This is a genomic window from Ramlibacter humi (assembly GCF_004681975.1).
Taxonomy (GTDB): Bacteria; Pseudomonadota; Gammaproteobacteria; order Burkholderiales; family Burkholderiaceae_C; genus Ramlibacter; species Ramlibacter humi.
Map to the genome: position 1 here is coordinate 103,791 of NZ_SMLK01000006.1, position 17,357 is coordinate 121,147.

A 17,357-nucleotide genomic window follows, 5' to 3' on the forward strand; every position below is an offset into this window, starting at 1 on the left:
CCTCAGTGCGCGAGGCCGGTGATCTCGGCCACGTCGATCGGCGCGCTGCGGCCGGGCAATTGCACCAGCGCGCGGCGCCCGATGTCCACCGCGCCGGTCACCATGCGCAAGGCCGCGACGCTGGCGACGACCGGCCAGCCCAGCGTGCGGCCCTGCCGCTGCAGCTGCATGGCGGCCGCGACGGCATCGCCGATCGGCAAGGTCTGCGGACGCGGCGCATGCAGCGGGTCGTGCAGCACCGTGAGTGCGACAGGCCCCGCGTGGAGGGCCACGTGCGCGACGAAACGCGGCAGGTTGCGCCCGGGGTAGGTGGCGGCCAGGTAGTGCTGGATGGTCTTGCCGGCTTCCACCAGGCCCAATGCCGCGCGCGCCGCGCGCAACCCGTGGTTGACGGTGCGCGTGTCGGTGGCATCGATGAACACCGCCAGCACGCCTTCGCCGATGAACTGGATATGCCGGGCGCCGAAGAGGTGGGCCGTGTCGTTGGCGCTGCCGTAGAAGCGGCGCACCAGCTCGGTCAGCTCGGCCGGGTTCAGCCGCTCGGCGACGCCGGCGTAGTTGGGGATGTCGACGAAGAGGACGCTGGCGCTGGGGAATTTCTCGTCCGCCGCCTGGCCGTCGCCGCTGGGCCAGCGCTCGCTCAGTTCGACGGCCAGGCGCTGCTCGTACAGCTTGGCCAATTGGTGGCGCTGCTCTTCCAGCGCGGCCTGCACCGCCTTGTCGACGGCCAACCCCTGCAGGCTCGCCTGCATCTCGCGCTTGTTCAACTGCGCGCTCACCGCGTCGCGCAACTCACCCGGGCGGAACGGCTTGGTGATGTAGTCGTCGGCGCCGGTGGTCATGCCGATGCGCATGTGCGCGCGCTCCTGCAGCGAGGTCAGCAGGATGACCGGCGTGGCGGCGATGACCTGGTTCTGGCGCAGCGCGGCCAGCATCTGGAAGCCGTTCAGCTGGGGCATCTGCACGTCGCTGATGACGAGGTGCGGACGCCTTTCTTCGACCAGCAGCAGGCCCTGCGCGCCGTCTTCCGCCTGCAGCACTTCATGGCCGTCCTTCTTCAGCACCGACGCGATCAGCGTCCGGGTGCCGGCGTCGTCTTCCATCAGGACGATCAGGGCCATGGGAATGCGTGGTGTTGCTGCCGCGGCGACGTTTCGCCGCGTGCGTCGATCTTACAGGGCGTGCGCCAGCGCGAAGGTCCTGTCGATCACTTGCTGCCGGAAAGCCAGGTCCACGTGTCCCGCGCCGCCGAGGTGCTGGTTGTCCGCGCCGGGAAGCGTGGCGGTCGAAGGCGGGAACACGATGTTGTCGCAGTTGGAATACCAGCACGTGAACGGGATGTCGTGGGCATGGCCCGCCAGTTCTTGCAGCCAATCGCCGCCGATGCGCATCTGGCGGCCGTTGGGCAAACGGCTGAAGCGCGCGAGCCAGGTGCCTTGGTGAGGCGTGCCGATCGTGACCACGCGCGCCACGCGCGATACGCCACCGTACCGCCGCAGCCAGGCCCGCGCGGCCAGGCCGCCCATGCTGTGGCAGACGAGCATCGGCGGCTTTCCGGTTGCAGCCGCGACTTTGGCGACGGCGTCTTCAACGATGTCCGCGTAGTGGTCGATCGAGCCGAACACCGGCTCCAGGTTCACCGCGGCGAACGAATGTCCGAGGACACGCGCTTGCCGCAGCCAAGGGGTCCAGAACCCGCGGTTGCAGACGAAGCCGTGGACGAAGACGAAGCCGGTGCGCCCCCGCGCGCCGTCGAGGCGGTCCGGCTCGGCGCGCCACGCGAACGGCTGGCGCCAGCCGAACACGACGATGTCCTGGACCACTTCGCGCCACCACGCCGCAGTCACCTGACCCCACGCGGGTTTCGGAGCGGGGTCGGCGCCGCTGGCGACGCGCAGCAGCACGAACTCAACCGCCAGCACGATGGCGTGGACCAGCACGATGACCACGGCACCGGCGCACGCCAGCACCGGCCGCGTGGACCACCACCCCATGAGCCAAAGAAAGGCAAGGAGAAAGAGGCCGGCCACCAGCAGCTGTTGCAGCCGCGCGAGCCGCGAGACGACGGGCATCAGGCGAGTATGACGTCGCGGCCCGTCATCCGGTGCGCCAGGCCCTGGGCCAGCCGGTTGACGATGCCGTAGATCGACAACTGCGGGTTGGCGCCGATGCTGGTGGGGAAGATCGAGCCGTCGTGGATGGAGAGATTGCGCAATTGCCAGTGCACGCCATCGGGGCGCGTCACGCCCAGGTCGGCGCGGCCGGCGAAGGCGCAGCCGCCCATCACATGCGCGCTGGCCACCTTGGTCAGGCGGGGCACCATCGGCAATGCGTTGATGGCTTCGCGTGCCTCCACCCAGCTGCGATAGGGCTTGGCCAGTTCGTGAACCGGCGCGACCTGTTCGGCGCCGGCCGCGAATTGGATTTCGGCCATGCTGAGCATCGCTCGCCGCGCGCCTTCCAGCGTGTAGGCGTCCAGCGCGTAGTCGAGTTCGGCGCTGCCGTCGCCACGCAGGCGCACCGTGCCGCCGGGCGACTCGGGATGGAAGCCGTCGCGCAACAGCGCGATGAGCACGTGCGTGAATGCGAAGCGCGAGAGCATCTGCGCCTGCTCCTGCCCGATGCCGGTGAGCGTGGACGCGAAGATCACGGGATGGATGGGCGGCGCTTCCAGCTTGTAGCCGATGGGGCCGTCGATCGGCTGCGTGCCGAGGAAGTGGTCGGTGTAGATGGTCTGCGGCGCGCCTTGCCAGCCTTCCACCTTGCCGGGCATGTGCGCGGCGCTGAGCAGCGTCGGGTGCAGGAAGGTGCGGGCGCCCAGCCTGCCATGCGGGTCGGGCGCCTGAGAACGCAGCAGGACGGCGGGCGAGTTGATGGCGCCGCCGGCCAGCACATAGTGTTTCGCCGTGATGCGGGTCCCGGGGCCCGCGCCGGAAGCCGGCTCGCACAGGAGCGACTTCACTTCGCCGTTGGCCAGCTCGAAGCGCTGCGCGCGCGTTTCCACCAGCAGCTGCGCGCCGTGGTCCAGCGCCCAGGGGATGGTGGTGACCAGCATCGACTGCTTGGCATTGGTGGGGCAGCCCATGCCGCAGGAGCCGAGGTTCCAGCAGCCCTTGACGTTGCGCAGGATGGCCGCGGCGGGGATGCCCAGCTTGGCCGCGCCACGGCGCAACAGGTCGTTGTTTTCGTTGGGCGCGGCGAGCCAGGGCCCGATGGAGAGCCGGCGTTCCGCCTGCAGGAAGAAGGGCGCGAGATCGTCGTCGTGGAAGTCGGCAAGCTCGAAGTGGTCGCGCCAGAAAGCGAGCGTCGGGCTGGGCGTGCGGAACGAGCTGGTCCAGTTGACGGTGGTTGACCCGCCGACGCAACGGCCCTGCAGGATGTTGATCGCCTTGTCGCGCGTCTTGCGCGCGGCGCTCTCCTGGTACAGCGAGGGGTAGGCGTCCGACTCGCGCTGGCGGAAGTCGGTGCTGGTCCGCAGCGGGCCTTCTTCGACCAGCACGACCTTGAGGCCCGCCTTGGCGAGGATTTCCGCGGTGATGCCGGCGCCCGCGCCGGTGCCGACGATGGCGACGTCACAGTCCACGCGCTCCGGGGCTGCGCCGTGCGGGCCGCCCTTCACCTGCCAGCCGCGCGCCAGGCCTTCCTTCACCGGGTCGGGGAGTTTGCTCACGCTTCAGATCTCCATCGGCCCGGGATAGCCGAGGCGTGCCCAGGTGCCGACGTCGGAGAAGTACGCGCCGCCGCAGATGTCGTGCAGGGCGCCGTAAGCCTGCTGCTTCAGTTCGCGCGGCGACGTGCGCATGGATTGCAGCGCTTGCTGCAATTCGCCGAGGTTCGCGTCCTGCCAGTCGGGTACGAGGCCGGCGAGTGCGCGTCTGCCGGGAGCGGACGCTAGCAGGGCCAGTAGCTGTGACAGCTCGCGCTGCGCGTGGGCGGGCAGCGCGGCGATCAGCGCATCCGTGCGGTCCAGGAACGAGGCCAGAGCGGCTTCACGTGCGGAGGGCTCCGCCGGCAAGCTGCCATCGAGGAAAGCCCGGCCCGCGTTCAGGAAGACCCGGCGTCCGGAAGCGGTGAGCCGGCCGGACTGCCAGCCGGGTTCCAGCAGCGCGAGCGCGCCGCCGCCGGCGGCGAGCAGCGCGCCCGCCGCGAGCCCGAGCTTGAGCCAGCTTCTCCTTTTCATCGACGCACTATCGCAGGGCGCCCGCGCGCGAGGTAGGCATAGCCGCCTAGTTAGACTGCGGGTTTGCATGGACGCCGCACGCACCATCCGCGACGCCGTCGCCGCCGTGTCCCGGCTGCGGCAGTCGGCTGCGACCGAACAGGGATTGCACGAAGCGCTGGTGGAGATCAAGCGGCTGCAATCGGATCGCTTCTCCGGCACCTACACTGACCTGCTGCGCAGCCCGTTGTATGCGCCGGCCGCGCGGTTCTTCCTCGAAGAGCTGTACGGCGACAAGGACTACGCGCAACGCGACGAGCAGTTCGCGCGCATCGCGGGCGCGATCGAGAAGTTCTTTCCCGCGCACGTGGCGCAGACGGCCGCGGCCCTGGCGCGGTTGCACGCGATGACGGAAGACCTGGACGTGCAGATGGGACGGTTGTGGCTGGCGCAAGCTGACGCGTCGGCGCCGCCCGCGCACCGCTATGCACTCGCGTGGCGAGAGCTGGGCCGCCGCGAGGAACGTGAGGACCAGCTCCGGTCGGTGCTGGCGCTGGGGCACGAACTTGCGCGCCTGACCCGCATGCCGGGGTTGCGGACGATGCTGCGGATGATGCGCGGCCCTGCCACGGCCGCTGGGCTCGGGGCACTGCAACAGTTCCTGGAAAACGGGTTCGATACCTTCGCCGGCATGTCGAAGCGGGCCGGCGCAGTGGAGGATTTCCTTCGCACGGTGGATACGCGCGAGCGGGCCTTGTTCGCGCTGCTGTACGAGCGCGATCTTGTCGCTTCCGGGACCGAACTTGCGCGCACCCTAGGACAAGTCCCCTAGCCGCTGCGCGCCGGGTCCGCACAATCCGCGCGCAAAAGGAGAACCGGATGGAAAAGCATTGGCTGCGCAGCTACCCCGCGGGCATTCCGCACGACATCGACCCGGGGCAGTACCGCTCGCTCACGCAGCTGCTGGAGGAGTCGTTCCGCAAGAACGCGTCGCGGCCGTTCTCGGTCTGCATGGAGCAGTGGATGACTTATGGGGACCTGGACCGGTTGTCCACGGCGCTGGGTGCGTGGTTGCAGGCACAGGGGCTGGAACCCGGGGCGCGTGTCGCGCTGATGATGCCCAACGTGCCGCAGTTCGCCGTGAGCATGGCGGCCATCCTGCGTGCCGGCTACACCTGCGTGAACGTCAACCCGCTGTACACGGCGCGGGAGCTGGAGCACCAGCTGAAGGACTCCGGCGCCAGCGCGATCATCATCCTGGAGAACTTCGCGCACACGCTGTCCGAGATCGTCGAACGGACGTCAGTGAAGCACGTCGTGATGGCTTCGATGGGCGATCTGTTGGGTGCGGCGTACGGCCGTTGGATCACTTTCGCCGTCCGCCACCTGGCCAAGCTGGTCCCGGAGTACAAGCTTCCACTGGGCGGCGGTCGCAAGGTGACACCGTTCGCGCGTGCGCTGTCCCAAGGCAGTTCGCTGCCACTGAAGCCGACGGAGCAGAGCCTGGAGTCCATCGCCTTCCTGCAATACACGGGCGGCACCACCGGACTTTCGAAGGGCGCGGTGTTGACGCACGGCAACATCGTGGCCGCGATCCTGCAGGCGGAGGCGTGGTTCACGCCGGCGCTGGCGCGGGTGGGCGACGTGAGCCGCTGCAACCTGGTCGCCGCGCTGCCGCTGTATCACATCTTCGCGCTCACGCTGTGCCTGCTGGGCATCCGCTGGGGCGCGCACCTGACGCTGGTCCCCAACCCGCGCGACATCGGCAAGTTCATCGAAGTGCTGAAGCGCCGGCCGTTCCACATCCTTCCCGCGGTGAACACGCTGTTCAACGCGCTGCTGCAGCATCCGCAGTTCCGTTCGATTGACTTCTCGCAGCTGTGCGTTTCGCAGGCCGGCGGCATGGCCGCTTCTGAGGGAACAGCGCGCGCATGGCAGAGAGCGACCGGCTGCACGATGGTGGAAGGCTGGGGGATGAGCGAAACCTGCGCCATCGGCACCAACAACCCCGTGCTGAGCAAGGAGTTCTCCGGCAGCATCGGTCTGCCGCTGCCCAGCATCGAGGTCGCGATCAAGGACGACGAAGGGCGCAGCCTGCCCATCGGCGACCCAGGCGAGATCTGCATCAAGGGCCCAAACGTGATGCGCGGCTACTACAACCAGGCAGAAGAGACGCTGCGCGCGTTCACGCCGGACGGTTTCATGCGCACCGGCGACGTCGGCATCATGGATGACCGCGGCTACACGAAGATCATCGACCGCAAGAAGGACATGATCCTGGTCAGCGGCTTCAACGTGTTCCCCAACGAACTGGAGAACGTGATTTCCACCTGTCCCGGGGTCATCGAGTGCGCGGCCGTCGGTGTGGCGGACGAGAAATCGGGCGAGACGATCAAGGTGTTCGTGGTGAAGAACGACCCGATCCTGACCGAAGACGATGTGGCCAAGTTCTGTCGCCAGAACCTCACCGGCTACAAGGTGCCCAAATACATCGAGTTCCGCGAGGACTTGCCCAAGACCAACGTCGGGAAGATCTTGCGCCGCGAGCTGCGAAACGGGAAATAAGCGGGCCAAGTCCTAGCACAGCCGCAGACTGTGGCTGTTTCCGCGCGCCTCGGTTATTTCCGGGAATTTCACGCCAGAAAAGCAAAAAGCCCGGTGATTTCTCACCGGGCTCTTGCCGCTGTAATAGCCTGACGATGTCCTACTTTCACACGGGAATCCGCACTATCATCGGCGCAGAGGCGTTTCACTGTCCTGTTCGGGATGGGAAGGAGTGGGACCACCTCGCTATGGTCATCAGGCATAACTTTTTGCCGGCCTGCATTGCATGCAGGACGACCAATTCATAGAGCTAAATCAGCTTTTATTTGATTGCGCCGACCACTAGCATAACTGTCCTGATCGATCACTCGATCAAAGTTATAGGGTCAAGCCGCACGAGCAATTAGTATCGGTTAGCTTAACGCATTACTGCGCTTCCACACCCGACCTATCAACGTCCTGGTCTTGAACGACTCTTCAGGGGGCTCAAGGCCCCGGCAGAGCTCATCTTGGAACGAGTTTCCCGCTTAGATGCTTTCAGCGGTTATCTCTTCCGCACATAGCTACCCGGCAATGCCACTGGCGTGACAACCGGTACACCAGAGGTGCGTCCACTCCGGTCCTCTCGTACTAGGAGCAGGCTTCCTCAACTCTGCAGCGCCCACGGAAGATAGGGACCAAACTGTCTCACGACGTTTTAAACCCAGCTCACGTACCTCTTTAAATGGCGAACAGCCATACCCTTGGGACCGGCTACAGCCCCAGGATGAGATGAGCCGACATCGAGGTGCCAAACACCGCCGTCGATATGAACTCTTGGGCGGTATCAGCCTGTTATCCCCAGAGTACCTTTTATCCGTTGAGCGATGGCCCTTCCATACAGAACCACCGGATCACTATGTCCTGCTTTCGCATCTGCTCGACTTGTCAGTCTCGCAGTTAAGCACGCTTATGCCATTGCACTATCGTCACGATGTCCGACCGTAACTAGCGTACCTTCGAACTCCTCCGTTACGCTTTGGGAGGAGACCGCCCCAGTCAAACTGCCTACCATGCACTGTCCCCAGCCCGGATAACGGGCCTAGGTTAGAACCTCAAACACACCAGGGTGGTATTTCAACGTTGGCTCCACAAGATCTAGCGACCCTGCTTCAAAGCCTCCCACCTATCCTACACAGATCTGTTCAAAGTCCAATACAAAGCTACAGTAAAGGTTCATGGGGTCTTTCCGTCTTTCCGCGGGGAGATTGCATCATCACAAACATTTCAACTTCGCTGAGTCTCGGGAGGAGACAGTGTGGCCATCGTTACGCCATTCGTGCAGGTCGGAACTTACCCGACAAGGAATTTCGCTACCTTAGGACCGTTATAGTTACGGCCGCCGTTTACTGGGACTTCGATCAAGAGCTTGCACCCCATCACTTAATCTTCCAGCACCGGGCAGGCGTCACACCCTATACGTCCACTTTCGTGTTTGCAGAGTGCTGTGTTTTTATTAAACAGTCGCAGCCACCGATTTTTTGCAACCTCATTGGGCTCCATCCGCAGGGACTTCACCTACTAAAGGCACACCTTCTTCCGAAGTTACGGTGTCAATTTGCCGAGTTCCTTCTCCCGAGTTCTCTCAAGCGCCTTAGAATACTCATCTCGCGCACCAGTGTCGGTTTGCGGTACGGTCGTGTGCAGCTGAAGCTTAGTGGCTTTTCCTGGAAGCAGGGTATCACTCACTTCGGAGGCAAGCCTCCTCGTTATCACCCCTCACCTAAGCCTGGCGGATTTACCTACCAGGCACGGCTACAGGCTTGAACCGGGACATCCAACACCCGGCTGAGCTAACCTTCTCCGTCCCCACATCGCACTGCACATCGGTACAGGAATATTGACCTGTTTCCCATCAGCTACGCATCTCTGCCTCGCCTTAGGGGCCGACTCACTCTACGCCGATGAACGTTGCGTAGAAAACCTTGCGCTTACGGCGAGCGGGCTTTTCACCCGCTTTAACGCTACTCATGTCAGCATTCGCACTTCCGATACCTCCAGCAGCCTTTACAAGCCACCTTCACAGGCTTACGGAACGCTCTCCTACCACTTGCACTTGCGTGCAAATCCGCAGCTTCGGTAACTGGCTTAGCCCCGTTACATCTTCCGCGCAGGACGACTCGATCAGTGAGCTATTACGCTTTCTTTAAATGATGGCTGCTTCTAAGCCAACATCCTGACTGTTTTAGCCTTCCCACTTCGTTTCCCACTTAGCCAATTTTAGGGACCTTAGCTGGCGGTCTGGGTTGTTTCCCTCTTGAGTCCGGACGTTAGCACCCGGTGCTCTGTCTCCCAAGCTGTACTCATCGGTATTCGGAGTTTGCATAGGTTTGGTAAGTCGCCATGACCCCCTAGCCTAAACAGTGCTCTACCCCCGACGGTAATACTTGAGGCACTACCTAAATAGTTTTCGGAGAGAACCAGCTATTTCCAAGTTTGTTTAGCCTTTCACCCCTATCCACAGCTCATCCGCTAGTTTTGCAACACTAGTCGGTTCGGACCTCCAGTACCTGTTACGGCACCTTCATCCTGGCCATGGATAGATCACTTGGTTTCGGGTCTACACCCAGCGACTGGACGCCCTATTCGGACTCGATTTCTCTACGGCTACCCTATTCGGTTAACCTTGCCACTGAATGTAAGTCGCTGACCCATTATACAAAAGGTACGCCGTCACCCTTGCGGGCTCCGACTTTTTGTAAGCATGCGGTTTCAGGATCTATTTCACTCCCCTCCCGGGGTTCTTTTCGCCTTTCCCTCACGGTACTAGTTCACTATCGGTCGATGATGAGTATTTAGCCTTGGAGGATGGTCCCCCCATGTTCAGACAGGATTACACGTGTCCCGCCCTACTTGTCGCTGGCTCAGTACCACACAGGTCTTTTCGCGTACGGGGCTATCACCCTCTGTAGCCGGCCTTTCCAAGCCGTTCCGCTAAGTCTTGTGCTATTACCAGCAGGCTTCTCCGATTTCGCTCGCCACTACTTTCGGAATCTCGGTTGATGTCTTTTCCTCGAGCTACTGAGATGTTTCAGTTCACCCGGTTCGCCTCGCACGACTATGAATTCATCGTGCGATACCTATAAAGGTGGGTTTCCCCATTCGGAAATCCCCGGTTCAAAGCTTATTTGCCAGCTCCCCGAGGCTTATCGCAGGCTATCACGTCCTTCGTCGCCTATCATCGCCAAGGCATCCACCACATGCTCTTAGTCACTTGACCCTATAACTTTGACCCCTCTCACGAGGATTCTTGGTTTATCAAGGACTTGCCAGGTCTTTCACCTGGCGCGTTATGCCGTTCAATTCGAATTGCTTCGAAATTGAATTTTGGTTGACGCAATCAAAAATGTTGTCCACGGCACGGTCCGCCATGAAGCGGTTTCCGTGAACAACGCTGATTCGACTCTATGAATTGTTAAAGAACAGCCGATTGAGCCAGACAATGCTGGCGTCAACAACAAAGCAGCCTCTTGTCGAAGCCGCTTTGGTGTTGAGCGGTAAAATTGGTGGAGGATGACGGGATCGAACCGACGACCCCCTGCTTGCAAAGCAGGTGCTCTCCCAGCTGAGCTAATCCCCCGTTTGTTCCTGGATGGGATGGTGGGTCTGGTTGGTCTCGAACCAACGACCCCCGCCTTATCAAGACGGTGCTCTAACCAACTGAGCTACAGACCCAGGCCGGTCGCTGACGAGCAGTACGTCGCTGGCGACATCTTCCAACAACCGATAAGTGTGGGCGTTTAATTTGGATTGCGGTTTTCCAGAAAGGAGGTGATCCAGCCGCACCTTCCGATACGGCTACCTTGTTACGACTTCACCCCAGTCACGAACCCTGCCGTGGTAATCGCCCTCCTTGCGGTTAGGCTAACTACTTCTGGCAGAACCCGCTCCCATGGTGTGACGGGCGGTGTGTACAAGACCCGGGAACGTATTCACCGCGACATTCTGATCCGCGATTACTAGCGATTCCGACTTCACGCAGTCGAGTTGCAGACTGCGATCCGGACTACGACTGGTTTTGTGGGATTAGCTCCCCCTCGCGGGTTGGCAACCCTCTGTACCAGCCATTGTATGACGTGTGTAGCCCCACCTATAAGGGCCATGAGGACTTGACGTCATCCCCACCTTCCTCCGGTTTGTCACCGGCAGTCTCATTAGAGTGCCCTTTCGTAGCAACTAATGACAAGGGTTGCGCTCGTTGCGGGACTTAACCCAACATCTCACGACACGAGCTGACGACAGCCATGCAGCACCTGTGTTACGGCTCTCTTTCGAGCACTTCCACATCTCTGCGGAATTCCGTACATGTCAAAGGTGGGTAAGGTTTTTCGCGTTGCATCGAATTAAACCACATCATCCACCGCTTGTGCGGGTCCCCGTCAATTCCTTTGAGTTTCAACCTTGCGGCCGTACTCCCCAGGCGGTCAACTTCACGCGTTAGCTTCGTTACTGATCCAGTGAAGGACCAACAACCAGTTGACATCGTTTAGGGCGTGGACTACCAGGGTATCTAATCCTGTTTGCTCCCCACGCTTTCGTGCATGAGCGTCAGTGCAGGCCCAGGGGATTGCCTTCGCCATCGGTGTTCCTCCGCATATCTACGCATTTCACTGCTACACGCGGAATTCCATCCCCCTCTGCCGCACTCCAGCGATGCAGTCACAAATGCAGTTCCCAGGTTGAGCCCGGGGATTTCACATCTGTCTTACATCACCGCCTGCGCACGCTTTACGCCCAGTAATTCCGATTAACGCTTGCACCCTACGTATTACCGCGGCTGCTGGCACGTAGTTAGCCGGTGCTTATTCTTACGGTACCGTCATTACGCCGAGGTATTAGCTCAGCGCGTTTCGTTCCGTACAAAAGCAGTTTACAACCCGAGGGCCTTCATCCTGCACGCGGAATGGCTGGATCAGGCTTGCGCCCATTGTCCAAAATTCCCCACTGCTGCCTCCCGTAGGAGTCTGGGCCGTGTCTCAGTCCCAGTGTGGCTGGTCGTCCTCTCAGACCAGCTACAGATCGCAGGCTTGGTAGGCCTTTACCCCACCAACTACCTAATCTGCCATCGGCCGCTCCAATCGCGCGAGGTCTTGCGATCCCCCGCTTTCATCCGTAGATCGTATGCGGTATTAGCGTAGCTTTCGCTACGTTATCCCCCACGACTGGGCACGTTCCGATGTATTACTCACCCGTTCGCCACTCGCCACCAGGGTTGCCCCCGTGCTGCCGTTCGACTTGCATGTGTAAAGCATTCCGCCAGCGTTCAATCTGAGCCAGGATCAAACTCTACAGTTCGATCTTGATTTGTTGCTCAATAGGAATCGAAGTGAACTTCACTTCTTTTCGTTGAGCGTTTAATGGTCTTGCGACCATAGTTCCGAAGAACTTGGCAATCGCCATCAAACGCCCACGCTTATCGGCTGTATGTTGTTAACGAACCGCTTGACTCGACTCGGCGCCTGCCTTGTTTTGTCTGCTTTGCTGCGATCAGCGAAGCCTTGGATTATGACAGATTTTTTAGCGTCTTGTCAATCGCTGCCGAATTTTTTTCGTTTGTCGCTGCGTTGTTTGCAGCTTGGCGAATCGCTTTCGGCGAAGCCCTCGATTATGACATGCTTTATTAAGACCAGTCAACCTTGAGGGTTTTTGCTGATTACTGCCGGCTTGCTTTGCGGTATCGCTTGCTTGCCTTGCTGTATTCAGCGGAGCCTTGAATTCTATACCGGTTTTTTCGTCCCGGTCAACTCAATCTCTTCTTTTTCTTCTTCGGCTCTCTCCGCCTTCGTCTGCCACCGCACTTGCGGCGCCGTCGTCAGCGGAGCCCGCGACTATAGCACGCATTCGAGGGGGTCCCGCACTGATTCAGTTTCTTACGCTTCACCATCCAGGCTGAGCGGCAGCCGTCGCAGGCGCCGGCCGGTCAGCGCGAAGACGGCGTTCGCCACCGCGGGAGCCAGAGGAGGCACGCCCGGTTCGCCCACTCCACTGGGGGAGCGCCCGCTGGGAACGACGACTGTCTCTACCTTGGGCGCACGCGCCAATGTGACCAGCGGCGCGTCCGGGTAGTTCCGCTGCTGAACCACGCCACCCTTGATGTCGATGCGCCCGCTCAGCGCGGCACTCAGGGCAAAGACGACCGCGCTCTCCATCTGTTGCGCCACGATGCCGGGATTCACCACAGTACCGCAGTCGATGGCGCAAACCACGCGATGCACGCGCGGCCGCCCTTGTTCCAGCGACACCTCGGCCACCTCAGCCACGACGGAGCCGAACGATTCGTGCAGTGCCACGCCGCGGGCACGCCCCGGCGCCAGCGGCGTTCCCCAACCTGCCTGCCTGGCTGCCGCATCCAGCACCGCAAGATAGCGAGGCGCATCCTTCAGCAGGCGCCGGCGGAACTCCACCGGATCCACCTTCGCCTCGGCCGCCAGCTCATCGACGAAGCTCTCCATGAAGAAGGCGTTGTGCGAGTGCCCGACCGATCGCCAGAAGCCCACCGGCACGTGCGATCGGGTGGACACATGCTCCATGCGCTGGTTAGCGAAGCCATACGGCTGGTCGAACAGCCCTTCCGACGTCGTCTTGTCGGGCAGATCCACGGGCCCCGCCAGCATCGGCATCGCACGGGCGAACCAACGCGGCGTGATCGCATCGCCGGCCGATCGCACATGCAGGCTGGAAGGAACCCCGTTCTCATCCAGCGCCGCGCGCAGCCGGGCCACCTGCATCGGCCGGTAGAAGTCGTGGGTCGTGTCTTCTTCCCGCGGCCACACCAGCTGCACCGGCGCCCCGCCCGCATCCATGGCCACCCGCACGGCCTGCGCCACATAGTCCACCTCCAGCCGGCGGCCGAAGCCACCGCCCAGCAAAGTGACATGCAGCGTGACCTGGTCTGCCGGCACGCCCGCCACCCGCGCGGCCACGTCACGCGCCATGCCGGGAACCTGCGTCGGCACCCAGACTTCCACGCGGCCAGCGGCAACGCGGGCCGTGCAGTTCATCGGTTCCAGCGCCATGTGCGCCAGATAAGGCGCGTGGTACCAGGCTTCGAACACGCGTGCCGCGCCGCGCTCCGCCCCCGGCACGTCGCCCCTGCCATGGAAGGCGAACCCATCCTGTTCGCGGACGGCGGTTTCCAGGGCGCGATCCACCTCGGCCGAATCCACCGTGCCGCGCGCATGAGGTTGCCAATCGACGTTCACCGCCGCCGCCGCACGCATCGCATGCCAGGATGTGCGCGCGATCACCGCGAAACCCGCCGCCGTGCCCGCATACGCCGGCAACATCACCAGCCGTTCCGCGCCGGGCATGCGCAGCGCCGCCGTGCCATCCACCCGCCCCGGCGACCCGCCCAGGATCGGACACAGGCGCACCGCAGCGAACTTCATGCCCGGCACCCGCACGTCCAACCCGAACACCGCCGATCCATTCACCTTGGCCGGCACGTCCACGCGCGGCGCCGGCTTGCCGATCAGCTTCCAGGCCGCGCGCTCCTTCAGCTTGACTTCGCCCGGCGGCGTGGCGGCCGCGAACTTGGCCAGTTCCCCGTAGCGCGCCGACTTGCCCGATGGATGCGTCACCACGCCGTCCACCACCTGCAGCTCGTCCACCGGCAGCTTCCACTGCAATGCCGCCGCGCCCAGCAGCGAAGCACGTGCCGTGGCCGCGGCCGTCCGCACCACCTCCCACGCATCCGCCACGCTGGTGGATCCGCCGGTGGCATTGATGCCCAGCTCCCGCGCCAGCTTGCCCACCACCCAGCGCGCCGCCTTCGCGCGCCCGAAGCCGTCTTCCTTTTCCGAATCCAGCGGATGGAAAGGCAGCCCGCCCGCCAGCATGGCGACGTTGCCGTAGATCGCGTCGGCACCCGCCTGCTCCAGCCGCACCGACCGCAGCGGCACGTCCAGCTCCTCGGCGGCCAGCATGGCCAGCGCCGTGTGCACGCCCTGCCCCATCTCGCTGCGCGGCATGGCCAGCACCACGCCGCCATCTTCCACCACCTTGATCCAGCCGTTCAGCGCCACCTGCCCTTCGCCGGGCGGCAACAGTCCGCCGCTGCCCAGGCGCGACCGCTGCGGCACCGCCAGCCAGCCGATCACCAGCGCCCCGGCGCCGGCCGTTCCCGCCAGCAGCAGCGTGCGGCGCTTCATGCCTTGATGCCCGCGGCGCGCTTGATGGCGGCGCGCACGCGCTGGTAGGTGCCGCAGCGGCACAGGTTGGTGATGGCCTCGTCGATCTCGGCGTCGGTCGGCTTGGGCTTGCGCTCCAGCAGCGCGGCGGCGGCCATCAGCATGCCGCTCTGGCAATAGCCGCACTGCGGCACCTGTTCCGCGATCCACGCAGCCTGCAGCGGATGCGGCGCGGCGGCGGTGCCCAGCGCTTCGATGGTCACCACCTTCTTGCCCGCGACGGAACCGGCGGGCGTGACGCAAGAGCGCGTGGCCTGCCCATCCACCCGCACCGTGCACGCGCCGCAGGCGGCGACGCCGCATCCATATTTGGTGCCCGTGAGGTTCAGCACGTCGCGCAGCACCCACAGCAGCGGCATGTCCGGCTCGGCCTGCGCCTCGACCACGCGCCCATTGATGTTCAGCTGCACGTCCACCTCCTCGCGGCCCACTCTAACAGCGCGGATGAGCGCGCCGATAGGGGAACGCCTCCACTCCCGCCGCCCATAATCGCGCGCTCCATGGCCCTCATCACCCTTCTCGATGCCCAGCTGGCCTTCGGCCACGTGCCGCTGCTGGACCGCGCGCAGTTCTCCCTAGAAGCCGGCGAGCGCGTCGGCCTGATCGGCCGCAACGGCGCCGGCAAGTCTTCCCTTCTCAAAATCCTCGGCGGCCTCGAACGGCTGGACGATGGCACCCTGCAACTGCAGCAGGGCCTGCGCATCGCCTACGTCGCGCAGGAACCTTCGCTGGACGATGAAGCCACGGTGTTCGACAGCGTGCGTGCCGGCCTGTCCGGCGTGCTGCAGCTCGTGGAGCAGTACACGCGCGGCGAAGGCGATCTCGACGCGCTGCAGGCCCGCATCGAAGCCGAGGACGGCTGGAACTGGGAACAGCGCGTGCGCGAAACCCTGCACCGCCTGCGCCTGCCGGAAGAAGCGCGCATCGCCACCCTGTCCGGCGGCACCCGCAAGCGAGTCGCCCTGGCGCAGGCGCTGGTCACGCGGCCCGACGTGCTGCTGCTCGACGAGCCCACCAACCACCTCGACCTGGACGCCATCGAATGGCTGGAAGGCCTGCTGGTCGATTTCCGCGGCAGCCTGGTGACCATCACGCACGACCGCGCCTTCCTCGACCGCGTGTCCACCCGCATCGTCGAACTCGATCGCGGCCAGCTGCGCTCCTACCCGGGCAACTTCACCCGCTACCAGGTGCTGAAGGAAGAACAGCTGGCGCAGGAATCGGTGATCAACGCCAAGGCCGACAAGCTGCTGGCGCAGGAAGAAGTGTGGGTGCGCAAGGGCGTGGAAGCGCGCCGCACGCGCGCGCAGGGCCGCATCGTGCGCCTGGAACGCTTGCGGCAGAAGCGCGCCGAGCGCCGGGACGCCCTGGGCCGCGTGCGCATGGACGTCGCGTCCGGCGCGCCCAGCGGCAAGATCGTCGCGGAGCTGCAGGACGTCGGCAAGTCGTTCGGCGCCAAGACGATCGTTCGCAACTTCACCGCCACCATCCTGCGCGGCGACAAGGTCGGCCTGATCGGTCCCAACGGCGCCGGCAAGACCACGCTGCTCAAGCTGATCCTCGGTGAACTCGCACCGGACAGTGGCCGGGTGCGCCAGGGCGCGAACCTGCAGGTCGCCTATTTCGACCAGATGCGCGAGGCGCTGCAGCTGGACGCCACGCTGGAAGACTTCATCAGCCCTGGCAGCGAGTGGATCGAGATCGGCAACCAGCGCAAGCACGTCAAGAGCTACCTGGGCGACTTCCTCTTTTCCCCTGCGCGCTCCGCTTCGCCCGTCCGATCCCTCTCCGGCGGCGAGCGCAACCGCCTCCTGCTGGCGCGCCTGTTCGCGCGGCCGGCCAACGTGCTGGTGCTGGACGAGCCGACCAACGACCTGGACATCGACACGCTGGAACTGCTGGAAGACCTGCTGCAGAACTACGAAGGCACGGTGTTCCTCGTCAGCCACGACCGGGCCTTCCTCGACAACGTGGTCACCAGCACCATCGCCTTCGAAGGCGACGGCCGCTGGCGCGAGTACGAAGGCGGCGTGCAGGACTGGCTGCAGCAGTCGCAGCGTTCGCGGGCCTGGGCCGAAGCCGCAGCGGCCCCCGCGCCCAAGGCGACACCTGCGTCGGCGCCAACCGCCGTCCCCGCACCAGCGTCTTCGGCGCGCCGCAAGCTCAGCTACAAGGAGCAGCGCGAACTCGAAACGCTGCCCGAGCGCATCGACGCGCTGGAGAAAGAACAGGCCACCATCGCGGCGGAACTGGCCGACGGCTCGCTCTATGCGTCCGACGCCGGCCGCGCCACGCAGCTCGCCACCCGCAGCGCCGCCATCGAAGACGAACTGATGTCCGCCCTGGAACGCTGGGAAGCGCTGGGCGGCCTGTAGGGCCGCGCCGTCCGCAACTCGCGTCCAAGGCTGACCTTGGACGAGCCCCGC

The 17,357-nt window shown here is 63.7% G+C and carries 9 protein-coding genes, 2 tRNA genes and 3 rRNA genes; 3 read left to right on the forward strand and 11 right to left on the reverse strand.

What is annotated here, in order from left to right; genetic code table 11:
• Window positions 1-2 precede the first annotated feature (2 nt).
• From EZ216_RS16850 to EZ216_RS16865, 4 genes are read right to left on the reverse strand one after another with little or no spacing between them, the layout of a single operon-like run.
• Window positions 3-1,121: a response regulator gene (locus tag EZ216_RS16850; RefSeq protein ID WP_135250955.1), complete on the reverse strand. Its 1,119-nt coding sequence runs from the start codon at window positions 1,119-1,121 to the stop codon at window positions 3-5.
• Between the two features lie 51 nt (window positions 1,122-1,172).
• On the reverse strand, window positions 1,173-2,072 hold the full coding sequence (locus EZ216_RS16855; RefSeq protein ID WP_135250956.1) for an esterase/lipase family protein: 900 nt from the start codon (window positions 2,070-2,072) through the stop codon (window positions 1,173-1,175).
• Complete coding sequence (locus tag EZ216_RS16860) at window positions 2,072-3,670, reverse strand: GMC family oxidoreductase (protein WP_135250957.1); 1,599 nt, start codon at window positions 3,668-3,670, stop codon at window positions 2,072-2,074. The genes EZ216_RS16855 and EZ216_RS16860 overlap by 1 nt, the downstream gene beginning before the upstream one ends.
• Before the next feature lie 3 nt (window positions 3,671-3,673).
• The gene (locus EZ216_RS16865; protein ID WP_135250958.1) at window positions 3,674-4,180 is read right to left on the reverse strand and encodes a hypothetical protein; all 507 of its coding nucleotides are present in this window, start codon (window positions 4,178-4,180) and stop codon (window positions 3,674-3,676) included.
• Window positions 4,181-4,247: 67 nt separating this feature from the next.
• Here EZ216_RS16865 and EZ216_RS16870 point away from each other — a divergent pair, with 67 nt between their 5' ends.
• Entirely contained in the window at window positions 4,248-4,991 is a 744-nt protein-coding gene (locus EZ216_RS16870; RefSeq protein WP_135250959.1) for an FFLEELY motif protein, read from the forward strand.
• Window positions 4,992-5,038: 47 nt separating this feature from the next.
• Complete coding sequence (locus EZ216_RS16875; protein WP_135250960.1) at window positions 5,039-6,724, forward strand: AMP-binding protein; 1,686 nt, start codon at window positions 5,039-5,041, stop codon at window positions 6,722-6,724.
• A gap of 126 nt (window positions 6,725-6,850) precedes the next feature.
• Here the strand turns inward: EZ216_RS16875 and rrf are convergent.
• The 7 genes from rrf to EZ216_RS16910 all read right to left on the reverse strand — a co-directional run bounded on the left by rrf (window position 6,851) and on the right by EZ216_RS16910 (window position 15,341).
• Window positions 6,851-6,963 (reverse strand): 5S ribosomal RNA (gene rrf / locus EZ216_RS16880).
• 122 nt (window positions 6,964-7,085) lie between these two features.
• Window positions 7,086-9,962, reverse strand: a 23S ribosomal RNA gene (locus EZ216_RS16885).
• A 284-nt stretch (window positions 9,963-10,246) separates the two neighbouring features.
• Window positions 10,247-10,322: transfer RNA gene (locus EZ216_RS16890), tRNA-Ala, on the reverse strand.
• 18 nt (window positions 10,323-10,340) lie between these two features.
• Window positions 10,341-10,417 (reverse strand) — tRNA-Ile (locus EZ216_RS16895).
• An 89-nt stretch (window positions 10,418-10,506) separates the two neighbouring features.
• Window positions 10,507-12,037 (reverse strand): 16S ribosomal RNA (locus EZ216_RS16900).
• Together the 16S, 23S and 5S rRNA genes with 2 tRNA genes alongside form the textbook arrangement of a ribosomal RNA operon.
• A 575-nt stretch (window positions 12,038-12,612) precedes the next feature.
• Window positions 12,613-14,892 (reverse strand): xanthine dehydrogenase family protein molybdopterin-binding subunit, encoded by a 2,280-nt coding sequence (locus EZ216_RS16905; RefSeq protein WP_135250961.1) that lies wholly within the window; start codon window positions 14,890-14,892, stop codon window positions 12,613-12,615.
• Window positions 14,889-15,341, reverse strand: coding sequence for a (2Fe-2S)-binding protein (locus EZ216_RS16910; RefSeq protein ID WP_135250962.1), 453 nt, complete (start codon window positions 15,339-15,341; stop codon window positions 14,889-14,891). Before EZ216_RS16910 ends, EZ216_RS16905 begins: the two co-directional genes overlap by 4 nt.
• A 90-nt stretch (window positions 15,342-15,431) precedes the next feature.
• On the opposite strand from EZ216_RS16910, the gene EZ216_RS16915 reads away from it, so the two are divergent.
• A complete protein-coding gene (locus EZ216_RS16915; RefSeq protein ID WP_135250963.1) occupies window positions 15,432-17,306 on the forward strand; it encodes an ATP-binding cassette domain-containing protein in 1,875 nt (624 codons plus the stop codon).
• Window positions 17,307-17,357 lie beyond the last annotated feature (51 nt).